Source organism: Bacteroides sp. OF04-15BH (assembly GCF_003477995.1).
Taxonomy (GTDB): domain Bacteria; phylum Bacteroidota; class Bacteroidia; order Bacteroidales; family Bacteroidaceae; genus Paraprevotella.
The window spans coordinates 1-12,230 of sequence record NZ_QUEM01000034.1 but is presented as its reverse complement, the minus strand read 5'-3'; the positions used below and the strand labels follow the sequence as shown (position 1 = coordinate 12,230).

Annotated in this window: 11 protein-coding genes and 1 pseudogene; all 12 read left to right on the top strand. The window is 34.3% G+C overall.

Annotation, left to right across the window (positions count from 1 at the left end):
- The first annotated feature begins 2 nt into the window (after positions 1-2).
- Complete coding sequence (locus DXA74_RS13250; protein ID WP_118528355.1) at positions 3-2,558, top strand: serine protease; 2,556 nt, start codon at positions 3-5, stop codon at positions 2,556-2,558.
- A 5-nt stretch (positions 2,559-2,563) separates the two neighbouring features.
- A complete protein-coding gene (locus DXA74_RS13245; RefSeq protein ID WP_118528353.1) occupies positions 2,564-3,007 on the top strand; it encodes a hypothetical protein in 444 nt (147 codons plus the stop codon).
- A gap of 10 nt (positions 3,008-3,017) precedes the next feature.
- Positions 3,018-4,652, top strand: coding sequence for a tetratricopeptide repeat protein (locus DXA74_RS13240; protein WP_118528351.1), 1,635 nt, complete (start codon positions 3,018-3,020; stop codon positions 4,650-4,652).
- A complete protein-coding gene (locus DXA74_RS13235; protein ID WP_147401116.1) occupies positions 4,579-5,646 on the top strand; it encodes a hypothetical protein in 1,068 nt (355 codons plus the stop codon). The genes DXA74_RS13240 and DXA74_RS13235 overlap by 74 nt, the downstream gene beginning before the upstream one ends.
- A 222-nt stretch (positions 5,647-5,868) precedes the next feature.
- Positions 5,869-6,294 carry a hypothetical protein gene (locus tag DXA74_RS13230; RefSeq protein ID WP_118528347.1) on the top strand — a complete coding sequence of 142 codons (426 nt, stop codon included), beginning with the start codon at positions 5,869-5,871 and terminating at the stop codon, positions 6,292-6,294.
- A gap of 148 nt (positions 6,295-6,442) precedes the next feature.
- Positions 6,443-7,456 (top strand): hypothetical protein, encoded by a 1,014-nt coding sequence (locus DXA74_RS13225; protein WP_118528345.1) that lies wholly within the window; start codon positions 6,443-6,445, stop codon positions 7,454-7,456.
- 48 nt (positions 7,457-7,504) lie between these two features.
- Positions 7,505-8,398 (top strand): hypothetical protein, encoded by an 894-nt coding sequence (locus tag DXA74_RS13220; protein WP_118528343.1) that lies wholly within the window; start codon positions 7,505-7,507, stop codon positions 8,396-8,398.
- 11 nt (positions 8,399-8,409) lie between these two features.
- A complete protein-coding gene (locus tag DXA74_RS13215) occupies positions 8,410-9,294 on the top strand; it encodes a hypothetical protein (protein ID WP_147401115.1) in 885 nt (294 codons plus the stop codon).
- 3 nt (positions 9,295-9,297) lie between these two features.
- Positions 9,298-10,473: a GH25 family lysozyme gene (locus tag DXA74_RS13210; RefSeq protein WP_118528340.1), complete on the top strand. Its 1,176-nt coding sequence runs from the start codon at positions 9,298-9,300 to the stop codon at positions 10,471-10,473.
- Positions 10,474-10,512: 39 nt separating this feature from the next.
- The gene (locus DXA74_RS13205) at positions 10,513-11,454 is read left to right on the top strand and encodes a DUF805 domain-containing protein (protein ID WP_118528338.1); all 942 of its coding nucleotides are present in this window, start codon (positions 10,513-10,515) and stop codon (positions 11,452-11,454) included.
- 54 nt (positions 11,455-11,508) lie between these two features.
- On the top strand, positions 11,509-11,886 hold the full coding sequence (locus DXA74_RS13200) for a hypothetical protein (RefSeq protein WP_118528336.1): 378 nt from the start codon (positions 11,509-11,511) through the stop codon (positions 11,884-11,886).
- 133 nt (positions 11,887-12,019) lie between these two features.
- Positions 12,020-12,195 (top strand): annotated as a pseudogene (locus tag DXA74_RS13195) (DUF4372 domain-containing protein); the annotation flags it as partial.
- Positions 12,196-12,230: the final 35 nt, after the last annotated feature.

The window sequence follows — 12,230 nt, the reverse complement described above, 5'->3', positions numbered from 1 at the left end:
TTATGAAGCAGCTTGTAAAAATAAACAATAGTGAGTTGAGCTTTCGGCTGAATCTCAATTACAATAATGTCTTTGCCCGTCTGAAAATGTTATTGGGTGGCAAAGCATCGGTATTTGCTGATTTGGAAACGAAATCAGCAAATACGATCTGGTATACAGATCGCGAACGGGATTTTCGTAGAATGAGTGACGCACCGGAAGAAGTACGTCCGGTGCTGGAAGCGGAATTCCGAAAGAAAATCCGGCAGATTGCCAAAGATTTGAAAAGTTCTTCGGAACTGACGGCTTATGTGGATGATATATTGGAAGTGCCGGATGCGAGCTTTGTTTTTTATGCGGAAACAGACGGTCAATATGATTTTGTTCTGGCCGGTTGGGGATGCCGGTATGCAAGAACGACTTCTGCGGATTTTAATAACGGGTTTGTAAGACGCATGGTTAAGAAGCCACAGTCCATGCCTAAAAACACAGACGGAAGTGAAGACGGCCCGGAGAATAATCCTGGTTCGGATAAATTTCCGGAGGATGATAAAAAATCTCCCGAAGAGAAAAACGGAAAGAAACAGGAGCAGAAATCCGAAAAGAAAGAAAAGCATGAGGGGGGGGAAAAAGATCCTGAAATAGAGGATGATGATATAAAAGAGAAAAAAAAATCTCCGGAAAATCCAGTGTCTCCCGAAGGAAAGCAGAAACAAACGCCCAAACAACATGTAGTATTACGGGTTATGGACCAACACACCAATCCGGTTACGAATGAGACTGTTTTGATTCGTACATCGCACGGAGACAAGTCTGAGCTTACAGACGAACAGGGGTGTGTGGAAGTGGGAGATCTGAATTACTCGGATGTATTCGGGGTGGTATTTCCCAATCTTAATGGCGTTCCGGAAAGAAATATTGAGGTAGTATCTGGAATTGAATATTATGACACTTATATCAAAAAGCTGACCCGGTATGCACCGACTCTTTTTATTGAGGATCATGAAGGGCATACCGTGCAGAATTATGATGTAAAGATCATTATCGGAGGACAGGAATCTCTGTATAATTCTGGAAATGACGGAATGCTCCAGTTGCCGCTTCTTACGGATGGACAGAAATTCATTGTTGTCGATACGGCGAACTATGCGAACAGTGAAGAGTTTTTTGTCGGTCAGAATGATTCTAAACCGTATGTTTTCCGGGTTTCTACGACCGGAAAAAAAATGATAGGAATCACTTTGGTGGATAAAAAAGGACGCCCTATTCCGAATGCGATGATAGAAACTGCTTCCGGGGATATTCCTTGTAGAAAGGAAACCGGAATGGATGGACGTGCCGAGTTTCCGGCTGAGGTATTTCAGGGAAATTTGATTCCGTTGAACATTATCTGTAAGGGAAAGAATCCCATAAGACATAATCTGGAGTTTTCTCAGGATATGTCAGAATACTTCATAAAATTACAGAGCAAAGGAACATTTCCGAAACTGAACTGGATGTGGCTGCTTCTGTTGCCGATATTGCTTTTGTTAGGATGGGGTATCTATAGTTTTATGGATAAGACACCAACATGGGAAGAATTGAATAAAGGGGTGGTACTGATAAAAACAGAAGAGCTTTACTCTGTTTCAACAGGATTGCCCGAAAAAACAGGATATTCCTGCTTGTATTTCAATTACAGCCCGAATGAGAGGCAAATATTAAATGCAACATTTGATAAGAGAGAAGCTAAAATCAGCTATTCTTGGGGTACCGGATTTTTTATCTCTAAGGATGGATTGATTGCAACAAACCGACATGTCGCAGATCCGATTCCCCCAGAGGAACAGATTGTTTCTATGTTAAAACAATATTTTGTCCAAAATCAGGAGTATGCGGAGGAAAGAGTTCAGGAACTTCAAAAGATAATGAACCAGAATTCGGCACTTAGACATCTGAGTGAAAACAATCGCCAGATTATGGATGAACTGCAGGACTCATTGGATTATTATAAGAATATGTCCCGATATTTTGACCAGATCATGAAATTGAGTAATTATAAAGTGGAAACACATTGCGATGTATTTGTTGCATTCGATAATTCCATGATTAAAACTTATGATGATCGGGCATTTCATCCGTGTACTTGTTTGGCATCAGGAAAACCAGGTGATGTTATGTCTAATGATGTGGCTATTATTCAGTTGAATGAAAAAGAAAAGATCATGCCTAAAGACGCATATATCTTTAAAGTACCTCGAAAAGATCCGTTTGCGGATAATAATGAGAATAATGAGGATTATGAAGTATGGGTACTTGGTTATAATGCTGGGGCAGATCTGGCCGGAACGGATTTAGGTATTCATCCTCAGCATTTTAAAGGAAATATATCATCTACGAATGATAAGTATCGTATTCAATATAATATGGCTAATATTGGTGGTTCAAGCGGTAGTCCTGTATTGAACAAGAATAGAGAATTGGTTGGGGTTCATAATTCTGGATATGGAGATACGAATATTAAATATGGAGTACGAACGACGTATTTATATGATCTGATAAAAGAAATTAATGAAAAAAGAAATATTACTAGTAAATAAGAACTATGAGAAGATTATATTTTACATTACTGTTTGTGTTTAATTGCATTATAGCTTTTGCACAAGATTATAATGAGATTCAAAATGCCTTTCGTTCTGATGCGGCCAAATACCTGAATTCGGAGGGATTCAGTGTTGAGTATCAGGATGATGGACTGAAATTGAAAAGTGGAGATGCTGTTTATTATCTGGAGATCAGTAAAGAAGATACCAAACCTTTGTATGTACGTTTTCGTCGCTATGTTAAATATGATAGTTCATTGACAAAGGCCAAGGCTTTTGAGAATTTGAATGACTTCAATGTCAAATATGGAGTAAAAGCTTTTTGTCTGGAAAATGCGATTGTCTTATCTGCGGAAGCATATGTGCAAGATATATCGACATTTGAATATATTTTCGGTGATATGTATCGTCAGACACAAAGTGCATATGATTTATTAACTGAATAAGATTGATGTTATGAGAAAAATATTTTTGATAATTATTTTATGTTTTGTATCTGTCCTGACTGGATTTTCACAAGAATTTGATAATAAGCAACTTGAAATTCGTTTGGATTTAGTTAAATATCTTACGGAAGAAGGTTTTTCACCCAAGATTGATAAAGATGGTGATGTTAAATTTTCTAAAGATGATACAAATTATTATTTTATTATAAATAAGAATTGGAAAGACTCCTATTTGGTATCGCTTTATTGTCAGTATTCTTATGATGAGGACTACAATAAAAAAAGTCTGAATAATTGTATTTCTGCTATTGCGCAACATAAACTGATAAAACTTTATTGCATGGAAAATTCATATTCCTACCGTGCGGATATATTTTGTCAGGATGCCGAGATTATAAAAGCTAGTTTTTATTCGCTTATTTCGGAAATGGAAAAGGCACAAAAAGATATTTATACTCTTGTTTCTACCGGTGTCAGCCATTTGGATGTCTTGAATGATTTAGACGGTATTTATGATGAAGCGTTAAACTTTTATCGCAAAGAAGACTATAATTTTTCATATCGTTTGTTCAGTTATCTGGCCAATAGGGGATATGACAAGGCTTACGGCTATATGGGAATGGCCTTCCAGTATGGAGAGGGGGTAGAGAGGGATTCTGAACTGATGATACATTTTTATACCAAGGCAATAGATAGCGGTTTTCTTTGGTGTGCTTATCCTATGGGGCTATATTATAAAAATGCGTCAGATTATAAGGAAGCTCTGAGATATTTTGAAATGTGTGACAAAGACAATCATCTGTTCCGTTCAAAGGCTTTGTATGCTATCGGTGATTTTTATGAACAAGGTCATGGGGTGCCTGCAAATACTTCTAAGGCAATTCACTATTATAAAGAATCGGTTAAATATTCTAAAAAATTATATTGTGATGCCCGAATCGCATTAATGAGACTAGGAGTTGCAGCTGAGAGTAAAAAAGATTTTGAGAACTCAAGAAAAGTTATTGCTTCCGCTTCGTCAAGCATGAAGGATGAAGAAATATATGAACGGGGTGAAGAATTAGAGTTTGGTTCGGATGACACATATGTTTCTTTGCCAATGGCTTATGCTTATTACATGGCAGCGGCAGATAAAGGAGTAATTAAAGCGTATGTCAAACTAGGAAATATTTATGTAAATGGACTTTATCCATTTAATGATAAAGATGAATCTGAGAAATATTACAAAAAGGCTTTTAAATTATTAAAAAAAGAAGTAAAGAATAGTAGTGAGGCTTGCTATACAATGGGTTATTTATATCAAAACGGCTTAGGAGTAGATCGCGACCTTAATGAAGCAAAAACATATTATAAGAAAGCTTCAATTGGTGGTGTGAGCGAAGCTGCATGGTGTTTAGGTGTTATCTATAAAAGTGAAATGAATTATTCAGAAGCATTTAAGTTTTTCTTAAAAGCGGCAGAAGAAGGACATGGAGAGGCAATGTTTGAACTGGCTAAGTTTTATGAAGATGGTTTAGGGGTTTCTGCTAATATAGGAAAAGCAAAGGAATGGTACACAAAATGTTCTGAAAATGACAGTGAAGCTAGTAGCGATGCAAAAAAAGCATTGGAAAGATTACGTACAAATGACGGTAAAGGATTGTAATCAGACCATTCTTTTTACAGTCCGTATCTTTTTTCTGTGTGTATGTCTGGGATTTCCTTTTTCTCAGGTATATACACAGGTTAAAGATAGAAATGTTCCAACTTTGATAATTGCTGACCCGTTACAGATACCGGTAAAAGTAAGTACCAAGAAAAAATCATCTGGTAAACCAATCAGTGAGCGTATAAAAGAATTGGATCTTATGCCTGAATCGTTCTTGATGGATGTAGCAGATGTGGATTTTTTTAATGCGGATTCTTTAGGGCATATTCTAGATGAAGGGGAACTTTACGAAGATGAACTGCAATTTTTGGGAGCAAGAATATTATATGACGGCAAGGTGAAATCTACTCAGATGACGGATTTAAGTGTTCGGATTATTTCTCCAAAAGGAATTGTCATCAGAGGAAATAAATCGCCTGAGAATTTTTCTTTTCATTTTAAGGTGTCTGTAAAACGCGGAAACAATCAATATTTCCAATTCCCCGGTTATGGAACAACGCAAAAAGTATATAGTACCGGAAAGTATGATTATGAAATATGGAGTCCAAAAGGGTTATTGTACCAAAAAAACTTTTTTGTGAAATCTGGGACTCGTCCTGTGGAGAAATGCAAATACTTTAGTGTAAATTCTATCAGCTTTATGGCTGTGGATAGAAATGAAAAAGTATTGAACCAGGATGGGGCACCGATTAATGCCGATCTGGTAAGATTCATATATCCCAAGATGAAATATTATGGTTTTTCTTCTTCTGAAAAATCAATAAAATTGCAGGCACGTATTATTCGACCTGATGGTGTCTTGTTTAAAGATAGAGAATCGCCAGTTTGTTTTTCATATGAAAAAACAGTAACCATAAAACCGGGAGAAAATTCAATAGTCTTGTTGGGTTGGGGAGAAAAAACATCCAGTATTTTCTCTAGGGGAGTTTACTTGTATGAGCTTTGGTATGGGCAAAAAAAAATATTTGAAACAACTTTTGCAATAAAATAACGAATAAACATTCTATTCATTACAGTATTTGCTTTAAGTTTTTTCTTAATAAAATATGTTACATTATTCTGAACAGTTATCTCTATAACAATATAGTCAGGTTGATAATGTTCATAGAAAATATTTTTAAAGAAGTACAACAGAAAGCCAGATACTTGATGGTAGAATGGGCAATTTTCAATTTTATGCAGTCTGTAAAATGAAATATTCTGTGTGCTCTATATGGCTTGTAAGATTATAAGAATAGAAATGAAAAGAGTGATGTTTGTAGTGGTAATTATAATTGGTATATCTGTTTTAGGATTGAGCTGGCTTTATTGGCGACGTCATACCGTCAAAATGAATGTAGTTGAACTTAAAGAACATGACAGTGAATACACGATTAATTTAGGTGATATCATACAATATTCTCATTCAATTCATCCTTCCGTTGGTTTTGAGTATAGTATGGTATATGATGAAAATGCTTTTAAATTGTCTTGCGATATTAAATATGATGATTATGATCCTAATGAAGATGGTGGTGATTCAGCGAATCAAACTTATACCTTAAAATCTTTAAAGAAGGGGATTTTTAAGGTAAAGGTGATTCATCTATTCAGAGGGACAACAGAAAGAATTATTACATATAAAATTATTATAAAGTAAAAACTATTAAACTGCTAAAGATTTAAAAACTAATCAGTTTGGTATATGACCAAAGTTGGTTATGAAGCGATACCAATGATATTCGTGAATTTGATTCTGCTGTAAGGCTGTAAAGAAGTAAAAGTAAGTTGTATTTAATTTTTTTATTATGGAAACTTTAAAAGAACGACATGGTTGTGTCACGTTTTGGTTATGGATCGTACTAATTGTAAATATAGTAATGTTTTTTTATTATATTGTAGCTATGTTTACAGTTGGAGGGGTAATAGGTATAGTGGGACATGGGTTGTCTACTATCATGTGCCTTGGTTGTATTCTTGGTGCAATTTTATTAATGAGATGGAATAAGTTGGGGTTCTTTTTATTCTTGATATGTCAGACCAGTCAAGTTTTATTAGATGTTTTTTTATTTGATTCTGAACCCTACCTGATTGTTTCTTTGGTATTGGCGATGTGTATTTGGAGAGGTATTCTGCAAATTAGGAGAAATGGAGTATCTGCTTGGGAGAATATGTCAACCGGATGGGATTACCAACATTGCAGGCATTTATATCAAGTATTTTTAGGACTCACTTTTTTTATATTCATATTGATTCTTTTTGCTGTTGTAAATGATGCTAATTCAGGTATAGAGAGAGAGGATAGCGAAGAATATGAACTGTTAGATTCTATTGCTGTTGATACAGTCGCAGTGGAAGTGATTGATTCTGTTTTATATGACCCCGAACCCCCTGCCGTATATGATGATACAGAGAAAGCCGATTTAGATACAAAAGATCCTGATTTAGATACAGAGGATCCAGATGTCATCTTTTTGAAACGCTCTGTTCAAGAAATTAAGCTTCCAATAGATGCAGGAAATGGAGTTGTTATTACGAATGTTTATGTTGATTCAGAAAATCTGGTTTATATTGCAGAATGCGATGAGGATAAAATAGATATGGATCTGTTAAAGGCATCTAAAAGAGAGGCTAAAAATAATATTGTAAACTCGTTGAAAGATAATTCAAACGAGGCATTGATTTTTTCTGTAAAGATGTGTATTAAAGCAAGGAGAGGGATGTGTTATCGGTATGTAGGAGATACATCCGGAAAAGAATGCAAGATTGTGATCCCTATTGATGAGCTTAGAGATCTTTTAACGAATGACGACAGTTTATAGTAAAATATTACGAGTTAATTAGGTGTCTAATATGTTGAAAAAAGTAAAATGAATAAGAATGGGTTAAATATAAGTATACAGTTGATATTAAAATTTATTCTGATCTTTTGTTTGCTTTCTCCTATTATATTGTGGGGGCAATATTGGGGGAATGAAAATCATTCCTCTAATATGTTTTATGAGCTTGTGCAGTATTCTTTTATAGATATTTTCGGAATATTAGGCGCGGTTTATGTCTTGCGTAGTTTACGTTTGGGAGTTTTTTTATTGATTCCTGTTTTATGTTTGGCTTTAATCAAAATATTTCTGTATCAGTCTGGTTTTGATTATGTTTATTGGACTCTCTTTATTTTAGTTGCTCTGTTCTTTCTAGGTTTTATGATTAGTATTATGGTCGTAAAAGATAAATGGAAAGGAATGGGAAAAGGATTGGATCTGAAACATTTCAGGCATATTTATCAGTTGACTTGCATTTTTGTATTTATATTGCTGTTATCAACGGTCTATGTTTTTTTAAAGGAACCAAGTTTATTGACAGACCAGAAGGAAGAAAAAGTACATTCGGACTTTAATACAGAGGACGCTTTTAATGAGAGAGTGCATGATTTGGGTGATATTGAGATTTCCTTAAAGGATATTTCTTATATAGAAAAACATACTCCCGATCTTTCTTTTGAGCAGAAGGAACGCATCATGGCATTGCGACATTTGTTGGCTGGACATATTGTTGCTTCTAATCATGATCTAAAAGCTTTTCGAAATGCTTATCAATTAAGAAAAAATGATTTATCTAAAGAACAACAAGAGGTTCTTGACTGGTTTTTCAGGCAACATTCAGAGGCTCATAATTTGTGGAAAGGCATGACTTCTGTGAGCACAATTGCTGATTTAAAAAGAAACATGAGTAAGATGATGCGTGATAGAAATATCAAAGAATATTAAAAATGAATTATATGGAAAAGAATAAAGTTTTAAGTTTGTTTTTGGGGGTAGGGTTGATGACTTTGGGGGCCTGTCATAATCAAAGTGCAGAAGAAAAGCTTCTGATTTCAGAACGGGATTCTTTGCGAGCGCTCAATGAACATCAGCAACTGGTATTGAATGACATGACTTTTACGATTGTGGAAATATCCAATATTTTGGATACGATTAACATGCAGGAACGTATTCTTTTTTCACAATACGATGAGGAGGGACGAAGATTTACACGACACCAACTTATCGAAAAGATAAAAAATTTTGAATCATTTCTTCAGGAAAAGAGGGAACGCATTCATTATTTGGACAGTTTGGTGAATAAAAGTGATGATCGTATAAAAAAATTGGGTACCCTGATTTCTTATATGAATGTTGAAATAAATAAAAAAGATTCTATTATACAGAATCTGAGAAATGTAATTGAATCTAAAAATTATAATATCAATACACTAAACAGACAGTTAGCAGAGGTACGATCCGGAATGAATTTACTGTCAGATAGTTTGAGTAATCTTAGTAAGGAAACTCAGGAATTGGGTAAGCAAGTTTCCCAGTTTAATACTGCATTTTACGTTATAGGAACAAAAAAAGAATTGTCGGATCAAGGTATACTAGTTGGAGGAGGCTTACTTCGAAAAGGAAAAATCAATTACTCAGCTTTCACAGATAGTTATAAGTTTGACGTGAGAAGTTTGGATTATATTGATATTGCTGGTAATGATCCTAAAATTATGACCCCTGTTATGAAAGACAGTTATAAATTGGAACGTCTTTCAAAAGGGAAATATAAATTGTATATCTTGGATAAAGAGTCTTTCTGGAAAACCAGTAAATATTTGGTCATACAAGTAAAAAAATAAGCTATGAAGACACAATGGAAGTTTGTTTTGGTAGGGGTAGGCGCATTTGTTTTAGGTGGTGTGTGTGATCGACTGCTTTTTGAAGAGATAACAGATTATTTTAATATAGAGAAAGCAGAAAATCATTCAAAAGGGGTTGTGTCTCTGGTCGAAAATCTTCAGATGGAAGACGGTTTTATATATACCGGAGAGTTGGATAACGGAAAACGTCATGGTACAGGGCGCATGATTACTCCCAAAGGAACAATCTATGAGGGAGAGTGGATTGATAATCAGATGATTTTCGGAACAATGATTACGGAAAAAGCTGAGTATAACGGTGATTTTAAGGGATTATCCCCTGACGGATATGGAGTGATGTATTATAAAGATGGTTCGTATTATAGGGGGAATTGGAGACGTGGCGCAAAATCGGGTATCGGTCTTCGGGTCGATAGTTTGGGGCACAAACTTTTTGGAAGATGGGAAGGGGGATTAATAGATAGAGGAACACAAAATACAAATGTAGAAGATGTTGTCTATGGAATAGACTTGTCCCATCATAATTATATTGAAAAATGGGGGGATATAGCTTTATATAGAATGAATAATGGGCGTATATCTCTTGTAAGGCCTGAAAAGGATTTTTTCTTTCATCCGATAAGTTTTGTTTTTACTAAGGCGACAGAAGGTGCCACACATAGAGATAAAAAATACATCGATAATATGTTTATGGCAAAAAAACATTATTTGGTAAGAGGTTCTTATCATTTTATGCATTTGACATCGAGTTCTCCTGAGGAGCAGGCTGCAAATTTTTTAGACTATCTTATCTATGAATCAGGTGATCTTCCTCCTGTTTTGGATATTGAAGTAATGGAGCAGGCTCAGAAAATAGGTGTAGAAGAAACGCAAAAGAAAGTCTTGAAATGGTTGCAAATCGTGGAAAAAGAATTGAATGTAAAACCTATTATTTACACTTCAACAAATATGAGAAAAAAATTTTTCAATTCGAAACAGTTTGCCCAATATAAATTCTGGATGGCTCATTATACAGATGAATATCCTTCTGATTCGGATTATCTAATATGGCAATTTACAGATAAAGGTGCTGTATATGGAATACCGGAAAAACATAAACTGGATATAAATGTATTTGGCGGAACCTATCGTGACTTTATTTCTCTCTGTAAAAAATAATGTTTAAGTTATTGGTCGGTATTTATAAAATATAGGATTATGAACATATTAAAACGTGTACCAAAGGAAAATGTTACTTTCCTGATGGAACTTAATTACAATAATTTGTTTTTGCATTTAAAGTTGTTAAATGGTAAATGCAATATATCTTTTGCTGGAATTCAAATAATGCAGCATGAAGTTTTATGGCAAATTGACAACAATGAAGAATATACGTCATTAATCGAGGCGGATAAGGATACATATGAGTATGTACAGCTTGAGTTGCAGTCATATATTCAAAAAGCACATCAATTAATAGAGTCTAATTCTCTATTAAAACCTTATGCTAAATTGATTGTTACATATCCCTCTAATGAATACATTTTTTTTAAGTTTGAAGATAGAGGATGTTTTATTATTATAACAGGATGGGGATGTGAACGGAAAAAAGACTGTCAGCAAGAAAAGCAAAAAGTGTTTTCACCAGAAACGATTACAGATATTGATATAAAAAATGAGGAAATTCTTAATATCGTAGATCCTTTATCTGTATCTAAAGAGTCAGAAACTACTGTTGATGAATCTATCCGTGTAATAAAGGATCATCCCGTAGCGCAAATGACCTTTGGTAATGCTATTAAAACCTGTTATCGTAAATATGCAGTATTTAGAGGACGCGCTACAAGAAAAGAATATTGGTGTTTTAACTTATATAATCTGATGGTAGCTTGTGCTTTGGTTGCTTTGGCTATAGCGTTTAATTCTAATTCAAAAATTTGTGATATCATTTTGATTCTGGAATTAATTTTTGTTCTTATTTCTTTGTTACCAAGTCTTTCTGTTGGTGTCAGGAGATTGCATGATACTGGACGAAGTGGATGGGATTTTATGATTTTTTTTATACCATTAATCGGCTTTTTTATTGTTTTATATTATTTGTGTTGCGCTAGTGACAAAAATATTAATATGTATGATATCATAGAAAGACAAGAGGAATAGAGAAAGAGTTGATTTGTTGACATAATTAATATAGTTATTAAAAAGGAAAATATTATGAATGGATTTATAAAAAAGATTTTTTTTATTGGCTTATTAGCTGGATGTTTTTTGACAAGCTGTACTGAAGAGATTGTTCAAGAACTTGTAGTAAGTGGTGGCAGTAATGAAGAAATAACGGTGAATGATGTTAAGATAAAAGTATATCCAACTTATTTAAAATGTGGTGATGAGATTATTATTGACGTGGAACATTTAAAAGATCAAGTCATACCTGTTGTTCTTTCTTCTAAATCTTTGGGAGTTGAGGATTCATTAAAAACTCCGTTTACAGTTAAAAAGAAAATTTTAGTGAAGGGGACACATGACTTGTTATTTGAGTGTACTACTGATTCCATTAAGGTTGTAACTTCTGTAACTATAAAAGCATATTAATTTGTTATAGAATATCATTAGTGTCCACTAAAAAATCATAGAAGTTCTTTGAAATAATTGAAATTCAATTTGTTATAGGAGATTTTGGAGAGAACGGATTTGAATTTACTTTTGTGGTAATTTTCAGACTGTTATGCATAAAGACCCATATATTTTTGCCCAATTAGTTAAGTTTCTTGACCGAAGTAAATTCAATCGTATCGTTACAAAGTCGGTCAGCTATCCAATCGAGAGAGTCTCAGAGATTTGATTGTGGCTATGGAAGTTCATGCTGGAAAACTTTACCATCTCGGAATCGGGAAGTCTGTCTTAATACAGAAATACTTCACACCGTTTTAACAATT